Source organism: Pseudomonas sp. UBA3153 (assembly GCF_002364635.1).
In the GTDB taxonomy this organism is placed as follows: domain Bacteria; phylum Pseudomonadota; class Gammaproteobacteria; order Pseudomonadales; family Pseudomonadaceae; genus Pseudomonas_O; species Pseudomonas_O kuykendallii.
In genome coordinates, this window is record NZ_DEYR01000035.1 from 29,302 (window position 1) to 51,807 (window position 22,506).

Sequence of the window (22,506 nt, forward strand, 5' to 3'; positions counted from 1 at the left end):
CCAAAGGTTGGCGGAACGCTGCCACTCTGCTTCGCAGGCGCGTGAGGCACCGGCCAAACTCGCTCAAACCCGCGCCAGCAGCGAGCTGTTGGTCGCCTTTATGTCCTGCAAGGAGGGAAACCCGCCTTCGCCGGAAGTGCTCACGTTTTCCTTCCCGCCCGCGGACATCAGGTCGAACAGGTTCGGCAGAGGTTTCGAGACCTGCTCCTTGAGCGCGGCCGTGCGAAGGGCCGTTTCGATGGGAGCCTTCTCCTGATTCCAAGCGGCCGAAGTCTTCTCGTCGCTACTCACGGCAGCGAGGAATTTCGCACCAGCGAGATTGCGCGCCGTCTCGTCCCCGGCGTATGGATCGACGAACTGCGCCTGGCTGTCGGCCGGGCCGACGAATTCGCCCATAGCCAGCGACAGCTGCTGCTTCATCAGGGAACTCGCGGCTTTCTGCTCCTGCCCGGAGAACAGCCCACCGACGTTCTCGCTGACCGAATACAGCGAGCGACGGTCGAGGTTACCCATCAGTGAAATGGTGTCGACATTGCCCGGGCTGTTCGCATCGTAAGGTGTGCCACTGGCCTTCATCGTCGCGTAGTTGGCATCCATGCGACTGCGCGCGTCGGTAGCGACGTCCGCCAGTGTCTTGCCCTGCGAGCTGGAAACGGAGCCCGGACTGATGACGCTGCGAACCAATGCATCCGAAGTCATTCCGGTTCGACTGGGAAAGAACTGCGTGTAGTAGTTGCTCAGCGCATTGGATTGCTGGCCCGCACTGGAGAGCGTAACGGTCGACGAATGCCCGGAGGTCGTAGACGTAGACGCGGCCTTGTTCGCAAGACTCGCCGTCGAGGCCTCCAGAGCGCTTGTCGCCGTGGTCTTCTGGCCATACAGCGAAGACGCATTCGCCGAGTAGTAGCCCGCCGCGCCGCCGGAGATGATGCTCATGCTGGGTTCCTTTTGCAGTGCAGGGCGTCGCCAGAGAAATGGCGCGTACCCGGAGCTTTCAACGTCTTCTGCAAGGACCACGCCAGGCGTCGATGGGATTCTGGCCGCGGCGAGGCCATAAAAAAGCCCCGCATCGGCGGGGCTTCTCGGTTGCAGGAAACTCAGCGTTCCATCACCTGTTTCACTTGCGTCAGCGGAATCTGCTGGGTACGGCCGTCAGCGTCTTCGTACTCGTAGAGGCCGCTGTCTTCGTCCAGCTTAGGCTCGCCGTGTGCGGTGATCATCTGACCGTCATTGGTACTGATCACGTAATCGCTGGCACAGCCGGCGAGGCCCAGCAAGCAGAACGCAGCAAACATCCAATGCTTCATAGTGACTCCTTCATTTAACCAAGAGAGGACACAGGGTCAGACACCCGCCGGTGAAATTTGCTCCCGAGCGCATGCCAGGACCGCCGATTGCCCGGATCAGCTATCCGCCTTCCGGCCTTCACCGCCGATGTGCGCTTTGGGCACGTCATAGGGCGGCTCGACCTGTTTCTGCATCGGCGGTTTTGCATCGGGATCGTTTTTCAGAGGCACCGGCGCGTCCTCGATGATCGAACCGGGGTCCTCGTTGCCAGGATCGTTGATCAGCGACCCCTCGCCGAGGTCCTGATGCCCTTTCCCCTCGTTCGATTCCGTACTCATAGCGACCTCCTCACCCGGCCTGGAATAGACCTGTACCCGTTTGAGGCCGCCGCCGGCTGCGCGTTCCGAAATCAGTCGCCTGGGTGGAGTCCTGGCCCCCTCAGGACGGCACTACCGCCTGCGCATGGAGAATGCCAGCAGCAGGAAACCCGGCACGAGAAACGCCGGCGCCATGTACAGAAAAGTGTCGCCTCCGCCGCCCATCCCCACCGCCGCGAAGGCCACGCCACAACACAGCAACGGCGTGGCCGCGATCATCAGGGGTTTCGGTTTGATCTTCTTCTGCACACGTGACTCCAACGACTCTTCGGAACTCGCGGCGGACCGCGAAATGCACAACTACGACGCATCGATTACGCGCGAGTTCGGAATGTCCTGTCGCGGAAACAGGCGTGGCGCGCCTCAGGCGCCACTCAGATGCTCATAGAGAAGGGTGCCGCCAACCAGGATCAGAACGATCCCCCCGGCAATTTCCGCGCGCCGCCCCACCATCGCGCCCAGCACCCGGCCCAGCAGCGTTCCCAACGTCACCATCGTCATGGTCGCCAAGCCGATTGCCAGCGCCGCGACGGCGATGTTCACATCCACGAACGCCAGCCCCACGCCTACGGCCAGCGCATCGATACTGGTAGCGACCGCCGTCGCGGCGAGAATCCAGAACGAATGTTGCGTGGCCCTTCCCTCGAGCGCGGCCGCCTCCGATTTCAAGCCGACATAGATCATGTGCAGGCCCAGCAGCAACAGGAGGCCAAAGGCGATCCAGTGATCCCATTCGGTCACGTAGCTGCTGGCAGCCTGCCCGATGAGCCAACCGACGACGGGCGTGAGGGCCTCGATGACACCGAAGATCAGACCGGTACGGAGCGCTTCGGTAACAGACGGTTTGTGCAGGCTCGAGCCCTTGCCTACCGCCGCAGCGAAGGCGTCGGTGGACATGGCGAAGGAAAGGAAAATCAGCGAAAGGGTGTTCAAGGTGCAGCTCCAGCCGGGCATGAGTCCACGACACGCCGCGCGCCCAGCTGAGCGCAGCAATGTCGTTGGTCTCACCAATCCGGCTGGATGCGCTGACCACGGCTGACCGCCGAGTATGTTGACCAGCGCGCCCGCGCATCACGCACAGGCAGGTTACTCCCCAAAGAGGCAGCGGAGCGTAGCAGGCCCGGGTGAAGAAAACGTGAACGCGGAGGATGGAGCGACGATCAGCGTCATGGGCAGACACCACGCACTCATGACAGACCCATCACAGGTAGAAGGCCAAGCAGGCCGATCCCGCCAGAGTCACTTGCCGGGTTCTTTGACAGCGAAGGCCAGCACCGAGCGAAGACAAAATCCACGCAAACAAAAAAGGCGATCCTTTCGGATCGCCTTCTAAGCCCCGCGCAGTACGGGTTTTGTTTGGTAGGCACAATTGGATTCGAACCAACGACCCCCACCATGTCAAGGTGGTGCTCTAACCAACTGAGCTATGTGCCTGCATTGGCCGCGCATTTTACGGAGCGCCGCAGGGGTGTCAACCATTTTTTCGCTAACGTGCTGAAAAAACCGTGTTTTTTAAAACTCGAAGTGAACCGAACAGCGCTGGCGGCGGAGTGAGCTTCTCGGTTAGCATCGACTCATCCGTAAAAAATAAAGAACAGAGACTCCAATATGTCGCACACAGCCTACCCGCAGTCCTATTACGCCGCCTCCGCCAACCCGGTGCCGCCGCGCCCGGCGCTGGATGGCGAGGTGCAAACCGACGTGTGCGTCATCGGCGCCGGCTATACCGGCCTGTCGACAGCCCTGTTCCTGCTGGAGAACGGTTTCCGCGTGACCCTCCTGGAGGCGGCGAAAGTGGGTTTCGGTGCGTCCGGGCGCAACGGCGGGCAGATCGTCAACAGCTACAGCCGCGACATTGACGTCATCGAGCGCACGCTGCCCGCACAGCAGGCACGGCTGCTCGGCGAGATGGCGTTCGAGGGCGGGCGCATCATCCGTGAGCGGATCGCCACCTACGGCATCGCCTGCGATCTCAAGGACGGCGGCGTCTTCGCTGCGCTGAGCGCCAAGCAGATGGGTCACCTTGAGTCGCAGAAGGCGCTCTGGGAGCGCTATGGCCATAACCAACTAAAACTGCTCGACCGTGAAGGCATTCGCGACGTGGTGGCCAGCGACAACTACCTCGGCGGCTTGCTGGACATGAGCGGCGGGCATATCCACCCATTGAACCTGGCGCTTGGCGAAGCCGCGGCGGTGGAATCCCTTGGCGGCACGATCCACGAGCAATCACCCGCCACACGCATCGAGCGCGGAGCCAATCCGGTCGTGCACACGCCTCGGGGTCGTGTACGGGCGAAGTTCGTCGTGGTCGCCGGCAACGCCTACCTGGGCGACCTGATCCCGGAGCTGGCCGCGAAATCTATGCCGTGCGGTACCCAGGTGATCACCACCGAGCCGCTGTCCGAGGACCTGGCGCGCTCTCTGCTGCCCCAGGATTACTGCGTGGAGGACTGCAACTACCTGCTGGACTACTATCGCCTCTCCGGCGATCGTCGGTTGATCTACGGCGGTGGCGTGGTCTACGGCGCCCGCGACCCGGCGAACATCGAGGCTATCATCCGGCCGAAGATGCTCAAGACCTTCCCGCAGCTCAAAGACGTGAAGATCGACTTCGCCTGGACCGGCAACTTCCTGCTCACCCTCTCACGCCTGCCGCAGGTCGGCCGCCTGGGCGACAACATCTACTACTCCCAGGGCTGCAGCGGGCATGGCGTGACCTACACGCACCTGGCCGGCAAGGTCCTGGCCGAAGCGCTGCGCGGCCAGGCCGAACGCTTCGATGCCTTCGCCGGGCTGCCGCATTACCCCTTCCCCGGCGGTCGGCTGTTGCAGGTGCCGTTCAGTGCGCTGGGCGCCTGGTATTACACGCTGCGCGACAAGTTCGGCCTCTGAAGGCGAATGAAAAACGGGGCTCGTAAGCCCCGTCTTTTTTGTCACTGCGCGGTCGTTTGCGTCGGCCAGCGTTCGGCCGCCGTGCGGTAGGCGCGCTGCGCGGCGTCGGCACGGCCGGCCTCCTTCAGTTCTGCCGCGGCCTTGAGCCAGACCGGGCGCTGCGCACTGGCCGGCAACAGGCTGGCGGGCAGCGTCAGCACAGCCCAGCGCTCGCTGCTTTTCCAGGTCTTCTCGAACGCCGCGAAATCGCTTTGCAGCCGGCGCGAACCGCCGGAGCGCAGCGTCAGCGTCTGCTTGTGCAGGTCGTAGCCAACCACCACCGCGTAATGCCATTCCGGCCACATGTCCATGCCGATGTTCTGCAGCACGAGCACCGGGTTGCCTGCCGCCACCTCGCCGAGCAGCGCGTCCATCGTCGGCTGCAATGGATACACCAGCATGTCGTGGGCTTCCGCAGTGGCGACCATCGCCGGCCGCATGTCGTCGCGACCGACGATGTAGACGCGGTCCTTGAGCAGGCCGGGGTCGGTGTTCACGCCGCGCTGCAGGAGCATGCTGGCCATCGCCGCCGGGGCGCTCTGGAAGGCGTTCTGCGGGAAGAACGGCACATCGCTCAACTCGACCCGTTCGGGAAGACGCGAGGTGATCGGCGAAAGAACCGGCTCGCTCGAGCAGGCGGACAGCAGCAGGAGCAGGGCCAGGGGAAGCAGACGTTTCAGTGTGGGCATCGGAAGACGGCGCTGGAGAAAGGAGGCAGTGAGCATATCGGTGATGCCCGCGTTCACCAAGGGCAACCGGGGCCGATCAGAGCAGCGCCTGGTAGAAGCGCCACTCGCACTCCAGCACCTCGGCCAGGTGCGCGGCCTGGCGAAAGCCGTGGCGCTCGTCGGGATACAGGTGGTACTCGACGGCAATGCCGTTGCGTCGCAACGCTTCGACCATCGCCTCGGTCTGCGCGGGCAGCACCACCGCATCGCGCCCGCCCTGGAAGAAGATCACCGGCGCGCTGATCTGCTGCGCGTGCAGCAACGGGGTGCGCGCCGCGTAACGCTCGGTATCGCGCTGCGGATCGCCGATCAGCCAGTTCAGATAGTCGGCCTCGAACTTGTGCGTAACCCGGCCCAGCGCCAGCGGATCGCTGACACCATAGAGGCTGGCGCCGCCACGGAAGGCATCGGCGAACGCCAAAGCACAGAGCGCCGTGTAGCCGCCCGCGCTGCCGCCGCGAATGAAGGCACGGCGCGCGTCGACGAGGCGGCGCTGCGCCAGATACTGCAGCAGGCTGCAGGCGTCCTGCACGTCGCTGACGCCCCACTGCGTCCTCAGGCTGTTGCGATAGTCGCGACCAAAACCGCTGCTGCCGCGGTAATTGAGATCGGCGACGGCGAAACCACGCTGGGTCCAGAACTGGATGCGCGGATCGAACACCGGGTAGCACGCCGACGTCGGCCCGCCATGGAGGAACACCACCAGCGGTGGCTTTTCGTTGTCGATGGCGCGGCAGTCGGCATTGCGCGGCGGGTAGAAGAACGCGTGCGCTTCGCCCTTGCCGCTGGGAAAGCACAGCGCCTCGGGACGAGCCAGATCGCCCTCCCCCAGCATCACCTCGCCGCCCGCGAGCACGGCGACCGCGCCACCGTCCCGTTGGATGGCGAGGATCGCGCTGCTGCGTTCGGGCGAGGCGGCAATCGCAAAGAAATGCCGGTCGTCCGCGGCGACCTGGCGGAAGCGCGTGAATGCCTCGGCGAGACGTCGTTCGCCGGCGGACGTGGCCTCGGCCAGCACACCGAAACCGTCCTCGAAACGACTCAGCAGCAGGCCGCTCGCCAGTGGCAGGTAGCTGCAGGCGCCCAATTGCCAGGGTGCGGCGGCATGGTCCGACTGTGCGATCGCCCTGCCGTCCAGCCGTTGCCACTGGCCGCCCCGCTCCACCCACGGCTGCCACCAGCCGCCTTCATCGCTCAGGCAATGCAGGCGGCCATCCTGGGCGAACCGCGGCTGCTGCAGCGACGTGCCACCCTCCGCACCGGCCAGGCAGCGCGGGCTACCCCAGCGCCCGTCCGCGTCGCGCTCGGCGACGCACAGCCGGGTGGCGGTCCAGGGTTGCTCCGGGCGGTTCCATTCGATCCAGGCGAGCCGACGGCCATCGGCGCGAAGCGTGGGCGCAGCGTAGAAATCCGCCCCCTCGATAACGATCTTGCGGGCGCCATCGCGCAGCGACAGGGAGACGATCCGGTGCCGCACGCCCGCTTCGCCGTGTTCCTCCTCGACGGCGAATATCGCATCGCCGAACGCATCGTGCTGCAGATCGCCGTAGCGGCGCGCGGCGCAGGCGGTAAGCGCCTGGGGATCGCCGTCCAGGGCCTGCCGATGGACCTGCTGATCCGCTTCGCCGACGAAGGCGACGCCGTCGCGGGTCACGCAGAACGCGCCGCCACCGTATTCATAAACCCGGCTGCGCAGCGAAACGCCGGCCGGCGACAGGCAACGGCGCTCGCTGGCGCGGTGATACCAAAGGGTGCTGCGCGCATCCGCGGGGTCGAACTCGATCCACAGCACGCCGCCATGCCCGGTGCGTAGCTCCGCAAAATCGCGGCTGGCCGCGGCGGCTTTCCTGGCGCTCCAGCGGCTGGGCCAGAAGCCGTAGCGGTGGTCGGTGCTCACGCGGGACATGGGCAAGCGACCGTCAGGCCTTGGCGATGAGGCGTGAAGCGCGCTCGTTGCGAAATTGCAGCTGGTCCATGCCGAGCGCGGCTTCTTCGGCCTCGCGGCGCGCGTCGAGGATCAGGCCGTGCTGTGCGGACTTGCTGCACACCGGGTCGGCATTGGTCGCATCGCCGGTGAGCATGAACGCCTGGCAGCGACAGCCGCCGAAATCTTTACCCTTCTCGTCGCAGGAGCGGCACGGCTCGCGCATCCAGTCATCGCCGCGGAAGCGGTTGAAACCGAACGAGTCGTGCCAGATGTGCGCCAGGCTGTGCTCGCGCACGTTAGGAAACTGCACCGGCAGTTGCCGCGCGCTGTGGCACGGCAGCGCGGTGCCGTCCGGGGTGATGTCGAGGAACAGGTTGCCCCAACCGTTCATGCAAGCCTTGGGGCGTTCCTCGTAATAGTCCGGGGTGACGAAGATCAGCTTGCAAGGGTGGTTCTGCGCCTCGAGCTTGTCGCGCCACTGGTTGGTGATGCGCTCGGCGCGCTGCAGCTGCTCGCGGGTCGGCAGCAGGCCGGCACGGTTGAGTTCGGCCCAGCCGTAGAACTGGCAGGTGGCGAGTTCGACGAAGTCCGCTTCCAGCTCGATGCACAGCTCGATGATCCGCTCGATGCGGTCGATGTTGTGCCGGTGGGTGACGAAGTTGAGCACCATCGGATAGCCGTGGGCCTTCACCGCGCGGGCCATTTCCAGCTTGTGAGCGAACGCCTTCTTCGAGCCGGCGAGCAGGTTGTTCACCTCTTCGTCGGCGGCCTGGAAACTGATCTGTATATGGTCCAGCCCCGCCTCGCTGAAGCTGGCGATGCGTTTTTCGGTCAGGCCGATGCCGGAGGTGATCAGGTTGGTGTAATAACCCAGGTCGCGCGCCGCCTTGATCAGCTCGGCAAGGTCCTGGCGCACCAGCGGTTCGCCGCCGGAAAAGCCCAGCTGCGCCGCACCCAGCTCACGGGCCTGGCGAAAAACCTCGATCCACTCCGCCGTGCTCAGCTCGGCGCCCTGCTGGGCGAAGTCCAGCGGGTTGGAGCAGTACGGGCATTGCAGCGGACAACGGTAGGTCAGCTCGGCCAGCAACCAGAGCGGCGGCCCGGGCGTGTGGCCCGGTTTAGCGAAACTCGATCCAGTGCTTTGCATGGGCGATATCCAAGAATTCGAGAACATCCGGCGCCAGGTCGGGCGCATCGGGGAACTGCGCGATCAGCGCGGCGACGATGGCGGCGGTGTCGCGCTGGCCATCCACCTGCTTGAGGATTTCCGCGGCACTGCCGTTGAGCTTGATCATCCCCTCCGGATAGAGCAGCACGTGGGCGTCCTGTGCCGGCTCGAACTGGAAGCGGTAGCCGCGGCGCAGCGCCGGTACTCGCGCCAGGGAGGTCATGGGCATCTCCCGTGTGGTGCGCCGTGCGCACCGCGAGATATGCAGACGGAGACGTTGGTGCGCACGGCGCACCCTACGGTTCGACGCCTCATAGCGCGATCCCCTTGTGCCAGACCCGCTCGCCGGTGACCGTATGGTACGGCGGGCGCTCCAGCTCATAGGCCATGCTCATGGCGTCGAGCATGCTCCAGAGGATGTCCAGCTTGAACTGGAGGATATCCAGCATGCGTTGTTGCGATTCGGCCGTGGTGTAGTGCGCCAGGGTGATCCGCAGGCCGTGCTCGACGTCGCGCCGCGCCTGGCTCAGACGATTGCGGAAGTAGTCGTAACCGGCGGGGTCGATCCACGGGTAGTGCTGCGGCCAGCTGTCCAGCCGCGACTGGTGAATCTGCGGCGCGAACAGCTCGGTCAGAGAGCTGCTCGCCGCCTCCTGCCAGTTCGCGCGGCGGGCGAAGTTGACGTAGGCGTCCACCGCGAAGCGCACGCCCGGCAGCACCAGCTCCTGCGAGAGAATCTGCTCGCGATCCAGCCCCACCGCCTCGCCAAGGCGCAGCCAGGCTTCGATGCCACCCTCCTCGCCGGGCGCGCCGTCGTGGTCGAGGATGCGCTGCACCCACTCTCGGCGGGTGTCGCGATCCGGGCAGTTGGCCATGATCGCGGCGTCCTTGAGCGGGATGTTCACCTGGTAATAGAAGCGGTTGGCGACCCAGCCCTGGATCTGCTCGCGGCTGGAACGCCCCTCGTACATCGCCCGATGGTAGGGATGATGAATATGGTAGTAGGCGCCCTTGGCGCGCAGCGCCTGCTCGAATTCAGCGGGGGTCATGGCAGTCATGGACATCGAAGCACTCCGTGGCGACGCCGCTCTCCCGGGCTGCGCGGGCGCAGCGTTGGCGGCACTGTTCATACGGCGATGCGCGGCGCGCATCTACAGGGTGATGCTCATTCCGTCGAATGCGACTTCCACGCCATGCGCAGCCAGCTGCGCGCGCTCGGCGGAGTCCTCGTCGAGGATCGGATTAGTGTTGTTGATGTGGATGAGCACCTTGCGCGGCGCGGCCAGTCCGTCGAGCAGTTCGAGCATGCCGCCCTCCCCGCTCTGCGGCAGATGCCCCATCTCGCTGCCGAGCTTGTCGCCGACCTCGCAGACACGCATCTCGTCATCGCGCCACAGCGTACCGTCCACCAGCAAGCAGTCGGCGCGGGCCATGGTCTGGCGCAACGCATCGCTGACCTGGCCAAGCCCCGGCGCATAGAACAGCGTACCGCCGCCGTTCAGGTCCTCCACCAGCAGGCCGAGGTTATCGCCCGGATGCGGGTCGTGGCGATGCGGCGAGTACGGCGGCGCCGCGCTGCGCAGGGGAACCGGGGTGAAACGCAGGCCGGGGCACACTGGAATGACGAAGCTGCCGTCCAGGCCGATGGGGTTCCAGCGCAGGCCGCCGTTCCAGTGTTCGAGCATGTTGAACAGCGGAAAGCCGGTGGTCAGGTCCTGGTGGACCATCTCCGTGCACCAGACTTCGTGCGGGCAGCCTTCACGCAGGCTGAGCAGCCCGGTGGTGTGGTCGATCTGGCTGTCCAGCAGGATGATCGCGCCGATCGCCGTGTCACGCGACTTGCGCGCCGGCTGCAGTACGGGGAAGGCTTCGAGTTGGGCACGGATGTCGGGGGACGCGTTGCACAGGATCCAGTCGACGCCGTTGTCGGACAGGGCGATGGAGGACTGGGTGCGGGCGCGGGCGTTCAGGGTGCCTTCGCGCAAGCCGCGGCAATTGCGGCAATTGCAGTTCCACTGCGGAAAGCCACCGCCCGCCGCGGAACCGAGAATCTGGATATGCATGGGGAGCCCTAGCAGGAAGCCCCGGCAGGGCCGGGGCGGAACGGATCAGCGGTTGGCGAAGTACATGGTCACTTCGAAGCCAATGCGCAGGTCGGTGTACTCGGGCTTAGTCCACATGGCGTTTCCTCTCTTGGATTTATGGGCCGGAAAAACTCCGGTACCCCACGTTCGCGCCATTTCGCAAAAAGCGAAATGGTACTTTGGAAGCAGACAGCGCCCTGCTTCGGTAGTGCCCGCCGGTAACAACTGCCGCAGAGCTGCTACAGCTGTTCGACGACGGGACTCTGCAGGGAATCGCAGGCAAAAAAAACGCGGCCTGGGCCGCGTTTTGGTCGTGCGATAGGCTTACAGCGCGGCGTGGAAGATCGCCTCGATCTGCTCCTGGCTGGCCGGACGCGGGTTGGTCAGGCCGCAGGCATCCTTCAGCGCGTTGGCGGCGAGGATCGGGATGTCCTCGGCCTTGGCACCGAGGGCGATCAGGCCGGCGGGGATGTTGACGTCCGCCGACAGCGCGCGAATCGCCGCGATGCAGGCCGCGGCACCGGCCTCGGCGTCCAGGCCCTGCACGTCGACGCCCATAGCCTGCGCCACATCGGCCAGGCGCTGCGGACAGACGGCGGCGTTGAAGCTTTCCACGTGCGGCAGCAACACCGCGTTGCACACGCCGTGCGGCAGGTCGTAGAAACCGCCGAGCTGGTGCGCCATGGCGTGCACGTAACCCAGCGAGGCGTTGTTGAACGCCATGCCGGCGAGGAATTGCGCGTAGGCCATCGCCTCGCGTGCCTCCATGTTCTTGCCGTCTTTCACCGCCTGGCGCAAGTTCTGCGAGATCAGCGTCACCGCTTTCAGGGCACAGGCATCGGTGATCGGCGTCGCGGCGATGGAAACGTAGGCCTCGACTGCGTGGGTCAGGGCGTCCATGCCGGTGGCGGCGGTCAGCCCGGCCGGCATGCCGACCATCAGCGACGGGTCGTTCACCGAGAGGATCGGGGTCACGTTGCGGTCGACGATGGCCATTTTCACGTGGCGGCTTTCGTCGGTGATGATGCAGAAACGTGTCATCTCGCTGGCGGTGCCGGCGGTGGTGTTGATCGCCACCAGCGGCAGCTGGGGCTTCGCCGACTGATCGACGCCCTCGTAGTCGGCGATCTTGCCGCCGTTGCTGGCGCACAGGGCGATGCCCTTGGCGCAGTCGTGGGGCGAGCCGCCACCGAGGGAGATGACGAAGTCACAGCCTTTCTGTTGCAGCAGGGCCAGGCCCTTCTCGACGTTGCCGACGGTGGGGTTGGGCTGCGCGCCATCGAACAGGCTGGATTGGATGTCCTGCGCCGACAACAGCGCGGCGACCTTGTCGGCCACGCCCGCCTTGGCGAGACCTGCATCGGTGACGATAAGAGCGTGGCGGAATCCGAAGTTGCGGATGGCCAGCATGGCCTCTTCGAGACTGCCACTGCCCATCATGTTTACCGCGGGGATGAAGAACGTGCTGCTCATCAGGGTGCTCCTCCTGTGCGTTTCGCAGGACTGTGTTTGTATGCCGCACCGAAGCTACTCCGGACGATGTCCACCGACACTGATGTCAGGCAACAAACGGCCTGATTGCCGCACCCCGTTCCCAATGAGGCGATGACGTGCAGTGGTGCAGGCGTGCGACAGGTGTCGCACCCTGGAAGGCAGGGTTGGCGAGGGAACCCGACCAATGGGCAGGCGGAATGGTCGTGGGCTGCCTGTAGAGTTAGGCTGAGGAAGTACCGGGCACCTTGTGTCGCAACAACAAGAACAGGACAGCTCGTCCGCCGATGCGTGGACCGAGCGCCAGCAGTTGGAGTCGCCATGAACCCTTCGCCGTTGGCCCATCCGGGCAGTCAGGACCTGAACCGTTTCATCCTCGATCATTTCGCCGAGCGCTCGGTGCGTCCGGAGGGCGTGATCGCCCAATCCTGGCACCGCAGCATCGTTCAGCACGGCCTCAACCCGCGCGGGCGCAACGAGAAGGTCATCCTCACCGCCGCCGAGATCCGTCGCCACCAGGAGCTCAATCAGGAATACCTGGCGATCGCCGGGCAAGGCGTCACCGGCCTGTCCAAACGCGTCGCCCAGGCCGGCTTCGCCGTGCTGCTCAGCGACGAGAACGGCATCACGCTGGATTCGCGCCTGCCTGCGCAACGCGATCCCTACACCCAGTCCGGGCTGATCGTCGGCGCACGCTGGGACGAATCGGTGGTCGGCACCAACGGCATCGGCACCTCGCTGGTGTCACAACACGCGCTGACCATTCACCGCGAGGAGCACTTCCTGGCGGCCAACGCGCGGATGAGTTGCTCGGTCTCGCCGATCTTCGACCCGCTGGGCAAGCTCAAGGGTTGCCTGAATGCCTCCTGCCTGGACATGGACGGCCCCAAGGAAGCCCAGCACCTGACCCTGCAACTGGTGGTCATGTACGCGCGGATGATCGAGAACGCCTACTTCCGCCACAGCTATCGCGACTGCCTGACTCTCGCGCTGAAACCGCGCGACGAGATCAGCGACCTGGCCAGCGAGCAACTGCTGGCGCTGGACGAAGGCGGCAACGTCGTCGGCGCCAACCATGCCGCTTTCGTTGCCCACCAGAAGGGCCGCCAGCTGATCGGCCGGGCCATCGACAGCCTGCTGCCGCTACGGCTCGACGAGTTACTGGACCTCAGCAAGGGCGGCGCGCGGAGTCTGATGCTGCGGACCCTGGACGAGGAAGCGCTGATCGAAGTCGCGCTGCGCATCCCGGCCGGCGCACCTGCGGCTACGCGCCCGGTCGGCTCCTACGTCGCACCGAACGGCGAGCCGAACCGCTCGAAGCCCGCCTCGCCCGATCTCGAGCAGCTCAGCGGTCGCGACGCCGGTCTGCAGGCCAGCGTGCAGCGTCTGCGCAAGCTGCTGGACAAGGGGTTGCCGATCCTTCTGGAGGGCGAAACCGGCACCGGCAAGGAAGCCTTTGCCCGCGCCATCCACGCCGCCAGCCGGCGCGCGCGCGGGCCATTCGTCGCGCTCAATTGCGCGGCGATTCCGGAAACCCTGATCGAGAGCGAATTGTTCGGCTACCGCAGCGGCAGCTTCACCGGCGCCAACCGCAAGGGCATGAAGGGCAAGCTGGAGCTGGCCAACGGCGGCACCCTGTTTCTCGACGAGATCGGCGACATGCCGGCGCACCTGCAGACACGCCTGTTGCGGGTGCTCGCCGAGCGGGAAATCTTCGCCCTCGGCGCCGAGGAGCCGGTTCCGCTGGACGTCCAGGTGATCTCCGCGACACACCAGGACCTGCAGGCGATGATCCAGACAAAGAGCTTTCGCGAAGACCTCTACTACCGACTCGGTGCCGCCGTGGTCCGCCTGCCGGCCCTGCGTGAACGCAGCGACAAGGCCTGGCTGATCCGCACGCTGCTGGAGGCGGAGCAGCAAGGCGCCTACCTGCAACCGCAGGCGCTGGAGGCGCTGCTGACCTGTCCGTGGCCGGGGAACATCCGCCAGTTGCTTAACACCCTGCGCTACGCCGTGGCGCTGGCGGAAGACGGCTGTATCGGCATGGACTGCCTGCCGGCGGAGCTGACGCGCGCGACGCGCACGCTGCCCCTGCTGCAGACGCCCGAAGGTGTCGCCGGGGGCAGCCTTCAGGCACGCATCGGCGATGTCGAAGGCCAGGCGCTGCTGGACGCTCTGCGCCAGCACAAGTGGAACGTCACGGCGGCGTCCGATCAGTTCGGCATCTCCCGCTCGACGCTTTACCGCAAGATGAAGAAGCACGGCATCGTGCCGCCGAATGCGCTGGGCTAGCTAACCCGCTGCAGGGCGGCGTTGGCGATCGGCGCCAGATGAAGGTATTCCCCCTCTCCCCGGCCCTCTCCCGCGAGCGGGAGAGGGCTGGCGATGCAAGGAGAAACCGCCCTTCAGTTCTGGATGTAGACGACGTGAGTGTGGGTGAACTCGTAGAGGCCGTGCTTGCCGTCCGCGCCGCCGATGCCGGATTTGCGCACGCCGGCGTGGAAGCCCTGCATGGCCTCGAAGTTCTCGCGGTTGATGTAGGTCTCGCCGAAGTCGATCTCGGCGCAGGCCTTCATCGCCGCGCCGAGGCTGCGGGTGTAGATCGATGACGTCAGGCCGTATTCGCAGTCGTTGGACAGGGCGATGGCTTCATCCAGGTCATCGACGATCTGCACCGGCAGCACCGGGCCGAAGATTTCCTTGCGCATGATCTCCATGTCGGACTTGCAGCCCGCCAGCACCGTCGGTTGGTAGTGGAAACCCTTGCCCAGGTCGGCCACCGCGCCGCCGGTGACGATCTGTGCGCCCTGGCTGCTGGCGGTCTTGACCATCTGCGCGACCTTGTCGAGGCCGATCTGGTTGACCAGCGGGCCCATGTCCAGGTCGGCATCGGTGGACGGGTCGCCGTACTTGGTGGCGGCCATGGCGCTGGCCAGCTTATCGATGAACTGGTCGGCCACCTTGCGCTCGACGTAAACCCGCTCGGCACAGTTGCACACCTGCCCGGTGTTGATCACCCGTGAGGCGGTGATCGCTTTCACGGCCAGCTCGAGGTCGGCATCGGCCAGCACGATGGCCGGCGCCTTGCCGCCCAGTTCCAGGTTGAGCTTGGTGATGTTCGGCGCGGCAGCGGCCATGATCCGCGAGCCGGTGGCGACGCTGCCGGTGAAGCTGATCAGGTCGACGCCGGGATGGCTGGTGAGGGCATGTCCGACGCCGGCGCCGGTGCCGCTGACCACGTTGAACACCCCGGCAGGCAGATCGGTTTCGGCCACCAAGCGGGCGAACTCGAAGCAGTTGATCGGGGTTTCCTCGCTGGGCTTGATCACGATGGTGTTTCCGGTGATTAAAGCCGGCGCCATCTTGCGGGCGATGAGGAAGAACGGGAAGTTCCACGGCAGGATGCCGGCGACCACGCCGAGCGGCTTGCGGAACAGGAAGACGTTTTCCCCGGCGCGGTCGCTGGTGAGGATTTCGCCTTCCAGGCGGCGCGCCCATTCGGCCATGTAGTCGAGGTAGTCGGCGGTGAAGTTGACTTCCACCAGCGCCAGGCCAGGCACCTTGCCCTGCTCCTGGGTGATGACGCGGGCCAGGCGCTCGGCGTTGTCGCGCACCTTCTGGGCGATCCTGCGCAGGTAGCCGGCGCGTTCGATGGCCGGCTTGGCGGCCCAGCCCTTCTGCGCCTTGCGCGCGGCGGCGATGGCGCGCTCGACCTGCACATTGGTCGCTTGCGGCACTCGCGCCAACAGCTCGGCGTTGGCCGGGTTATGCACCTCGATCAGCTCTTCGCTGCCGATGAAGGCGTTATCGATGTAGTTCTGGTAGGTGACGATGGTGCTCATTGCGTTTCTCCCATCCACGAGTAAAGGCCCGCCGCAGCGGGCGTCCGGGGGTCAGTTGGCGGCGGTCTTCTTGGCGGAAGCCTGCTGTTCCTGCAGGTCGTAGGCACGCTTGATCAGGTACTGATGCACCGCTTCGGCCTGCTTCACGTCGAGATGGCCCTCGAACGACGGCATGCCGTCCGGGATGCGCGCGCCATAGACGATGCCGAGGAAGCGCTCGTGGTTTTCCTTGCTCAGGGTGCGCAAGTCAGGCACCACGCCGCCGCTGATGGCATTGATGCCGTGGCATTGCGAGCAGCTCGAATTGAACAGTTCGCGGCCCTGGTCGATCTGTGCCTGGGTGCCGGTGAGTTTCGGCGGCTCGGGCTTGCGGTCGGCGAAGCGGTCCTTGAGGTCGGGCAGCTTGGCGGTGCCGCCGAGCTTGTAGGTCAGCACCTGGGCGTTGGGCTTGACCCCGGCGCGCAACGACAGCGCGCCGGCGAACGTGGAGAACGCCCCGCCCCAGCCGGCCATGAAGGTCACGTACTGTTCGCCGTCCACTTCATAGGTCACCGGTGCCGCCATCACCCCGGTGTTGGCGGGCTGTTCCCAGAGCTTCTTGCCGGTGTCGGCGGCGTAGGCCACCACGCGACCGTTGGCGGTGCCTTCGAACACCAGGTTGCCGGCGGTGCTCAGGGTTCCACCGTTGAAGATGGTGGTGTACGGCACTTCCCACGCGGCTTCCTGCTTGACCGGGTCCCAGGCGATCAGCTTGCCGGTCCAGGTGTCAGCGATCTTGCGCAGGCCTTCGGGGTCCTCGGGCATCATCCCGGTGTTCACGTCGAGCTGGTAAATGCTCTTGAACTTCGAACGTGGCGGCGCGCCATCGACGTCCTGGTACATGGCCGACATGATATGCGCCGGGATATACACCAGCCCGGTCTGAGGGTTGTACGACATCGGTTGCCAGTCGTGCGCGCCCCAGAACGCCGGCTGGATCAGGCGGGCCTTTTTCTCCGGGTCCTTCCAGTACTCGGCGACCTTCTCGTTGCGGATCGGCCGGCCGGTCTTCATGTCGATGCCGGTGGCCCAGTTGATCGGGATGAAGTTCTTCGCCGAGAGCAGCTCGCCGGTTTCACGGTCGATCACGTAGAAGAAGCCGTTCTTCGGCGCCTGCATCAGCACCTTGCGTTTCTTGCCGTCGAGTTCTAAGTCCACCAGCATGATGTGCTGGGTCGCGGTGTAGTCCCAGGCATCGCCCGGCGTGGTCTGGTAGTGCCAGACGTACTCGCCATTGTCCGGGTTGATGGCGACGATGGAGGAGAGGAACAGGTTGTCGCCCTTGCCTTCGCTGCGGATGCGCGGGTTCCACGACGAGCCGTTGCCCACGCCGATGTACAGGAGGTTCAGCTCGGGGTCGTAAGACATCGAATCCCACACCGTCCCGCCACCGCCCTGCTTGTGGTAGTTGTTGCCGAACCAGGTCTTGGCGGCGATTTCCATGCCCTTGCCTTCGGGCATTTCCTTGGGGTCACCCGGTACGGTGAAGAAGCGCCAGTCCTGCTTGCCGGTCTCGGCGTCGTAGGCGGTGATATAGCCGCGCACGCCGAATTCGGCGCCACCGTTGCCGATGATGACCTTGCCTTTGACGATGCGCGGCGCGCCGGTGATGGTGATGCTGCGGCTGTGGTCGCTGCGGGTGTCGACGCTCCAGACCTTCTGCCCGGTCTTGGCGTCGATGGCCTCCAGGCGGCCATCGAGCACGCCGACATAGACCTTGCCATTCCACACCGCCACGCCGCGGTTCACCGCATCGCAGCAGGCTTCGCCGGCGCGCGAGCGGTCGGATTGCGGGTCGTATTTCCACAGCAGTTTGCCGTCGCGCGCATCCAGCGCGTAGACGATGGAGAACGGCCCGGTGGTGTACATCACGCCGTCGACGACGATGGGTGTGGCTTCGACGCCACGGTCGATATCCAGCTTGTAGCTCCAGGCCAGGCCGAGCTTGTCGACGTTGCCGTCGTTGACCTGTTTCAGCGGGCTGAAGCGTTGCTCGTCGTAGGTGCGGCCGGTGGACATCCAGTTGCCGGGTTCCTTGTCCGCAGCGGCGATCCGCGCGCCGTCCACAGCAGCCGGCTGAGGTGCGGCCAGCGAGGTGGTGGAGCCGAGGGCGAGAAGGATGGCGATGCACAGGGAAGTCAGTGGAACGGCGCCAGAGGCACGCCCGCTTTCAGGCAAGCGGGCTGCGCGCGAAGCGAGGCCAATCTGTTTCATGGGTTTCTCCCGATTTCTTATTAGGGGCTGGAGCGTTTCGCTGCAGTCCCACTCAGGAGAGCAACCGCTATGCCAGCCACCGGCTGAGCCGTTGCAGCCCAGGAGCGACGCGGCTTTCAGCGATCAGAGAGGCGACTGCAGGGGCATCGCGCGCCGCGACAGCTGTCGCATTCGCCGAGACAGGCAGAACAGTTCTGCGACAGCCATGAGCGGCGCGACGCCGAACGACAGGCATGAAAAACGCGGCCGGAGCCGCGTTCGGGGAGGAGGACGGAGGTCTCAGGGCGTGACGATATTGAAGTTGCCGTCCGGATCGTCCATGCCGCCCAGCAGCCGGCCAAGCTTGAGGCGTTCGCCCTGCATGCTGATGTTGCCGACCATGAGTTGCTTGAGGAAGCTGGTTTCCTTGAGGGCGATGCGGTCGAGCAGCGCCTTGTCCATGGTCACGCTGACATCGGCCTGGGGATGCAGCACGCCGTCGCGATGGGTGAGCACGCCGTTGCGCAGGGTCAGTGCGTAGTCTTCCTTGAGGTCGCTGAAGCTCCAGTTGATCAGCAGGTCCTCGCCGGCCTCCTTCTCGGCGTCGATGCGCACCGACAGGTAGTCGAAGAACATCGCCGGGGTCAGCGAGCGGACCAGGTCCGGCGCGTTGCTGCCGACGCCGGGCTGCCTGGAAACACCGTTGCGCAGCTCGTTGGCGCCCATCAGGTAGGCGTTGCGCCAGGTGGCGTTCTCGCTCTGGTAGCCGAGCTGCTCGAGGGCGTCGGCCTGCAGCTCGCGGGCGGCCTTGTTGTCCGGCTCGGCGAACACCAGGTGGTTGGTCAGTTGCGCCACCCAACGATAGTCGCCCTGCTTGAACGACTCGCGGGCCAGCGCCAGCACCTTGTCCGCCCCGCCCATGGCCGCCACGTAATGCTGGCCGGCCTCGACCGGCGGCAGCGGGTTCAGGTTGGCCGGATTGCCGTCGTAGAAGCCCATGTAGCGCTGGTACACGGCGCGCACGTTGTGGCTCAGCGAGCCGTAGTAATCGCGGGTGTACCACTTGTTGGCCAGCCTGGGCGGCAGCCTCTTCAGCTTCTCGGCGATCTCCATCGGCGTGAACCCCTGGTTGAGCAGGCGCAGCGTCTGGCTGTTGATGAAGGCGTACATGTCGCGCTGGTCGGCGAGGAAGGTCTGGATCTCCGCCTGGCCCCAGGTCGGCCAGTGATGCTGGGCGAACAGCACGTCGGACTTGTCGCCGTAGCGCTGCAGCGCCTGGTCGAGATAGCCGGCCCAGACCTTCGGATCGCGCACCAGCGCGCCGCGCAGGGTAAGGATGTTGTGCTGCACGCGCGCCGCATTCTCGGCCATGCACAACGCGCGGAACTGCGGGAAGTACAGGTTCATTTCCGCCGGCGCCTCGGTGCCGGGCGTCAGCTGGAACTCGATGTCGATACCGTCGACGCGACGCCGCTCGATGGGCTGCGCGATCACGTCGGTGGGCCGGATCAGTGTGATGGTGCCGGCGCTGGGCACCGACTTGCCGAGCCCGGCGTCGACCTGGCCGCGCTCGCCGCGTGGCAGCGGCGCGCCGTACATGTATTGCGCGCGGCGGCTCATCGCCGGGCCGGCCATCACGTTCTCGCTGATGGCGTGCTCGAAGAAGCCTTCCGGCGCATAAATGTGCACTTTGCCGGCCTTGACGTCCGCCTCGTCGACCACCCCGCGCACACCGCCGAAATGATCGACGTGCGCGTGGGTGTAGATCACCGCCACCACCGGTTTGCGCGGGCGGTGCTTGTAGTACAGCTCCAGCGCAGCCTTCGCCGTGGCCTGGTTGAGCAGCGGGTCGACGATGATCAGCCCCGTGTCGCCCTCGATGACGTTCATGTTCGCCAGGTCCATGCCGCGCAGCTGGTACAGCCGCTCGCTGACCTGGAACAGCCCGGCGATGTTGTTCAGCTGCGCCTGGCGCCAGAGGCTGGGGTTGACCGAGTCCGGCGCCGGCTTGCCGTTGAGGAAGGCATAGGCGGGAAGGTCCCAGGCCGGCTTGCCGTCCCCGTCGCGGATCACGCCGTCGAAGGCTTCGATGAGGCCGCGACGGGCCGCCTGGAAATCGGCCTGGTCGGCGAACGGCAGGCGCTCGTTCCAGGCGGCGTTGACCGATGCGGTCAGCGCGGTGGCCGGCTTGGGTGTCTCGGCCGCCAGCGAGGTGGCGACGAATCCGCCGAACAGGGCCAGGGATAGGCCTTGCAGCAAAAGGGGCACGGGCATGAAGTTTCTCTCTTCTTCTAGGACGATCGCAGTGTGCGACAAGCGAAACGGCCGCTTGTCCCGTACCACGCGTGAAAGAGAGCGCGTAGGCGGAAAAAGCATCCCTGCCGTTCCGCCCGAAGGCCGTCGCGAAGCGGCGACCTGGCGAGGCGATCAGATCGCGGTGACGCCGCCGTCCACGGCCAGCGCGTGACCGGTGGTGAAGGCTGCGCCGTCGCTGCACAGGTAGAGCACCGCGGCGGCGATCTCCTCGACCAGGCCGATGCGACCGACGGGGTGCATGGCGGCGGCGTACTCGGCCTTGCGCGGGTCCGCCTCGTAAGCGCGGCGGAACATGTCGGTATCGATCACCGCCGGGCACACCGCGTTGACCCGCAGTTTCTTCTTCGCATACTCGATCGCCGCGGATTTGGTCAGGCCGATCACCGCATGCTTGGAGGCGGCGTAGATGCTCATCTTCGGCGCCGCGCCGAGGCCGGCCACCGAGGCGGTGTTGACGATCGCGCCGCCGCCCTGGGCCAGCAGCAGCGGGATCTGGTGCTTCATGCACAGCCAGACGCCCTTCACGTTGACCGCCATGATGGCGTCGAACTCGTCCTCGCCACCGTCGGCCAGCTTGCCCTTCTCGATCTCGATGCCGGCGTTGTTGAACGCGTAGTCCAGGCGACCGTAGGCGCCGATCACGCCTTCCATCAGGGCTTTCACGTCCGCCTCGCGGGTGACGTCGCAGCGCAGGAAGCAGGCCTCGCCGCCGGCGGCGCGGATCGCCTCGACGGTGGCTTCGCCATTGGCGGCATCCAGGTCGGACACCACCACCTTCAACCCTTCGCTGGCGAACGCCAGGGCGGTCGCGCGGCCGATACCGGCCGCGCCGCCGGTGACCAGGGCAACCTGGCCGGAAAACGTCATGCTCATCGTCAGTCCTCAGCAGTGGCGAGTAATGGTGTGCCGCAGTCTATCCACGCACCCACGCAGGTCGGCATCACTATCAGGACGCCGGTTGGCTGGCGATCCATCCTGCTGATGAAGCACCCTGCCCCACCATCAGTCGAACGGATCGGCGGGCATTTCCCGGGCAGACGAAACTTGAACCTGGGCGCCGGGCGAACTATCACAGTCACCTACCCATCGATTCGAGTACCTGCCATGACTGCCGCCACTAATCGCCAATTCCTCCTCGCCAAACGCCCCGTCGGCGAAGCCACCCGCGACATTTTCGAGTACGTCGAGAAGCCGGTGGGCGAACCCGGCCAGGGGCAGATCCTGGTCCGCGTGAAGTACCTGTCCCTCGATCCGGCCATGCGTGGCTGGATGAACGAGGGCAAGTCGTACATTCCGCCGGTGGGCCTGGGCGAGGTGATGCGCGCCTTGGGCGTGGGCGAAGTGGTCGCCTCGCAGCACCCCGACTTCGCCGTCGGCGACCACGTCAACGGCGCGCTCGGCGTGCAGGACTATTACCTCGGCGCGCCGAACGGGCTGTACAAGGTCGACCCGCAGCGCGCGCCGCTGCCGGTCTACCTGTCCGCCCTCGGCATGACCGGCATGACTGCCTACTTCGCCCTGCTGGAAACCGGTGCGCCGAAAGCCGGCGATACCGTGGTGCTGTCCGGCGCCGCCGGCGCGGTCGGCAGCGTTGCCGGGCAGATCGCCAAGATCAAGGGCTGCCGCGTGATCGGCATCGCCGGCGGCGCCGAGAAGTGCCGCTACCTGATCGACGAACTGGGCTTCGACGGCGCCATCGACTACAAGAGCGAGGACCTCGCCGAGGGACTCAAGCGCGAATGCCCCAAGGGAGTCGACGTCTACTTCGACAACGTCGGCGGCGACACCCTGGACGCCGTGCTGAGCCGTCTCGCCCGCGGCGCGCGGGTGGTCATCTGCGGCGCCATCAGCCAGTACAACAACAAGCAGGCGATGAAGGGCCCGGCCAACTACCTGTCGCTGCTGGTGAACCGCGCGCGCATGGAAGGTTTCGTGGTGATGGACCACGCGGCCGGCTTCCCGGCGGCGATGAAGGAGATCGGCGGCTGGCTGGCCAGCGGCCAGTTGAAGAGCCGCGAGGACATCGTCGAAGGCCTGGAAACCTTCCCGGAAACCCTCGGCAAACTGTTCAAGGGCGAGAACTTCGGCAAGCTGGTGCTGAAGGTCAGCTGAGCGACGCCTTG

The 22,506-nt window shown here is 65.6% G+C and carries 20 protein-coding genes and 1 tRNA gene; 3 read left to right on the top strand and 18 right to left on the bottom strand.

Translation table 11 applies throughout. The features are described from left to right. Positions 1-63: 63 nt before the first annotated feature. The 6 genes from B2X67_RS08400 to B2X67_RS08425 form a co-directional block, all read right to left on the bottom strand. Positions 64-936, bottom strand: a complete 873-nt coding sequence (locus B2X67_RS08400; protein ID WP_286785215.1) for a hypothetical protein — start codon at positions 934-936, stop codon at positions 64-66. Positions 937-1,097: 161 nt separating this feature from the next. After that, on the bottom strand, positions 1,098-1,307 hold the full coding sequence (locus B2X67_RS08405) for a YgdI/YgdR family lipoprotein (RefSeq protein WP_282343509.1): 210 nt from the start codon (positions 1,305-1,307) through the stop codon (positions 1,098-1,100). A 96-nt stretch (positions 1,308-1,403) separates the two neighbouring features. Continuing rightward, a complete protein-coding gene (locus B2X67_RS08410; protein WP_286785216.1) occupies positions 1,404-1,625 on the bottom strand; it encodes a hypothetical protein in 222 nt (73 codons plus the stop codon). Positions 1,626-1,736: 111 nt separating this feature from the next. Continuing rightward, positions 1,737-1,913 (bottom strand): hypothetical protein, encoded by a 177-nt coding sequence (locus B2X67_RS08415; protein WP_282343504.1) that lies wholly within the window; start codon positions 1,911-1,913, stop codon positions 1,737-1,739. Between the two features lie 114 nt (positions 1,914-2,027). Next, positions 2,028-2,597, bottom strand: coding sequence for a manganese efflux pump MntP (gene mntP / locus B2X67_RS08420; protein WP_286785217.1), 570 nt, complete (start codon positions 2,595-2,597; stop codon positions 2,028-2,030). A gap of 424 nt (positions 2,598-3,021) precedes the next feature. Continuing rightward, positions 3,022-3,098 (bottom strand) — tRNA-Val (locus B2X67_RS08425). Between the two features lie 174 nt (positions 3,099-3,272). Between B2X67_RS08425 and B2X67_RS08430 the strand changes: the two genes are divergently transcribed. After that, positions 3,273-4,556 (top strand): NAD(P)/FAD-dependent oxidoreductase, encoded by a 1,284-nt coding sequence (locus B2X67_RS08430; protein WP_282343498.1) that lies wholly within the window; start codon positions 3,273-3,275, stop codon positions 4,554-4,556. Positions 4,557-4,597: 41 nt separating this feature from the next. On the opposite strand, the gene B2X67_RS08435 is transcribed toward B2X67_RS08430, so the two are convergent. The 8 genes from B2X67_RS08435 to yiaY form a co-directional block, all read right to left on the bottom strand. Next, a complete protein-coding gene (locus B2X67_RS08435) occupies positions 4,598-5,284 on the bottom strand; it encodes a PA2778 family cysteine peptidase (protein ID WP_282343496.1) in 687 nt (228 codons plus the stop codon). Positions 5,285-5,360: 76 nt separating this feature from the next. Continuing rightward, entirely contained in the window at positions 5,361-7,229 is a 1,869-nt protein-coding gene (locus B2X67_RS08440; protein WP_286785218.1) for an alpha/beta hydrolase family protein, read from the bottom strand. Between the two features lie 13 nt (positions 7,230-7,242). Then, positions 7,243-8,397: a pyrroloquinoline quinone biosynthesis protein PqqE gene (gene pqqE / locus B2X67_RS08445; protein WP_282343492.1), complete on the bottom strand. Its 1,155-nt coding sequence runs from the start codon at positions 8,395-8,397 to the stop codon at positions 7,243-7,245. Continuing rightward, positions 8,369-8,647, bottom strand: coding sequence for a pyrroloquinoline quinone biosynthesis peptide chaperone PqqD (gene pqqD, locus B2X67_RS08450; protein WP_282343489.1), 279 nt, complete (start codon positions 8,645-8,647; stop codon positions 8,369-8,371). The genes pqqE and pqqD overlap by 29 nt, the downstream gene beginning before the upstream one ends. An 82-nt stretch (positions 8,648-8,729) precedes the next feature. Then, positions 8,730-9,482: a pyrroloquinoline-quinone synthase PqqC gene (pqqC, locus tag B2X67_RS08455; protein WP_273234480.1), complete on the bottom strand. Its 753-nt coding sequence runs from the start codon at positions 9,480-9,482 to the stop codon at positions 8,730-8,732. Positions 9,483-9,569: 87 nt separating this feature from the next. Continuing rightward, positions 9,570-10,481 carry a pyrroloquinoline quinone biosynthesis protein PqqB gene (pqqB, locus tag B2X67_RS08460; protein WP_282343486.1) on the bottom strand — a complete coding sequence of 304 codons (912 nt, stop codon included), beginning with the start codon at positions 10,479-10,481 and terminating at the stop codon, positions 9,570-9,572. 45 nt (positions 10,482-10,526) lie between these two features. Continuing rightward, a complete protein-coding gene (gene pqqA / locus B2X67_RS08465; protein WP_003291121.1) occupies positions 10,527-10,598 on the bottom strand; it encodes a pyrroloquinoline quinone precursor peptide PqqA in 72 nt (23 codons plus the stop codon). A gap of 228 nt (positions 10,599-10,826) precedes the next feature. Next, positions 10,827-11,975 carry an L-threonine dehydrogenase gene (gene yiaY, locus B2X67_RS08470; RefSeq protein ID WP_282343484.1) on the bottom strand — a complete coding sequence of 383 codons (1,149 nt, stop codon included), beginning with the start codon at positions 11,973-11,975 and terminating at the stop codon, positions 10,827-10,829. A 339-nt stretch (positions 11,976-12,314) separates the two neighbouring features. Here yiaY and B2X67_RS08475 point away from each other — a divergent pair, with 339 nt between their 5' ends. Further along, positions 12,315-14,285: a sigma-54-dependent Fis family transcriptional regulator gene (locus B2X67_RS08475; protein ID WP_286785219.1), complete on the top strand. Its 1,971-nt coding sequence runs from the start codon at positions 12,315-12,317 to the stop codon at positions 14,283-14,285. A 113-nt stretch (positions 14,286-14,398) separates the two neighbouring features. Here B2X67_RS08475 and aldA read toward each other — a convergent pair whose 3' ends face one another. The 4 genes from aldA to B2X67_RS08495 form a co-directional block, all read right to left on the bottom strand. Next, a complete protein-coding gene (gene aldA, locus B2X67_RS08480; RefSeq protein WP_286785220.1) occupies positions 14,399-15,835 on the bottom strand; it encodes an aldehyde dehydrogenase in 1,437 nt (478 codons plus the stop codon). 51 nt (positions 15,836-15,886) lie between these two features. Next, positions 15,887-18,088, bottom strand: coding sequence for a PQQ-dependent dehydrogenase, methanol/ethanol family (locus tag B2X67_RS08485; RefSeq protein WP_286785221.1), 2,202 nt, complete (start codon positions 18,086-18,088; stop codon positions 15,887-15,889). A gap of 279 nt (positions 18,089-18,367) precedes the next feature. Then, positions 18,368-20,341, bottom strand: a complete 1,974-nt coding sequence (locus B2X67_RS08490; RefSeq protein ID WP_286785222.1) for an alkyl/aryl-sulfatase — start codon at positions 20,339-20,341, stop codon at positions 18,368-18,370. 153 nt (positions 20,342-20,494) lie between these two features. Continuing rightward, positions 20,495-21,256 (bottom strand): SDR family oxidoreductase, encoded by a 762-nt coding sequence (locus B2X67_RS08495; protein WP_090231228.1) that lies wholly within the window; start codon positions 21,254-21,256, stop codon positions 20,495-20,497. A gap of 231 nt (positions 21,257-21,487) precedes the next feature. On the opposite strand from B2X67_RS08495, the gene B2X67_RS08500 reads away from it, so the two are divergent. Next, positions 21,488-22,495 carry an NADP-dependent oxidoreductase gene (locus B2X67_RS08500; protein WP_273234496.1) on the top strand — a complete coding sequence of 336 codons (1,008 nt, stop codon included), beginning with the start codon at positions 21,488-21,490 and terminating at the stop codon, positions 22,493-22,495. The last annotated feature ends 11 nt before the right edge of the window (positions 22,496-22,506 follow it).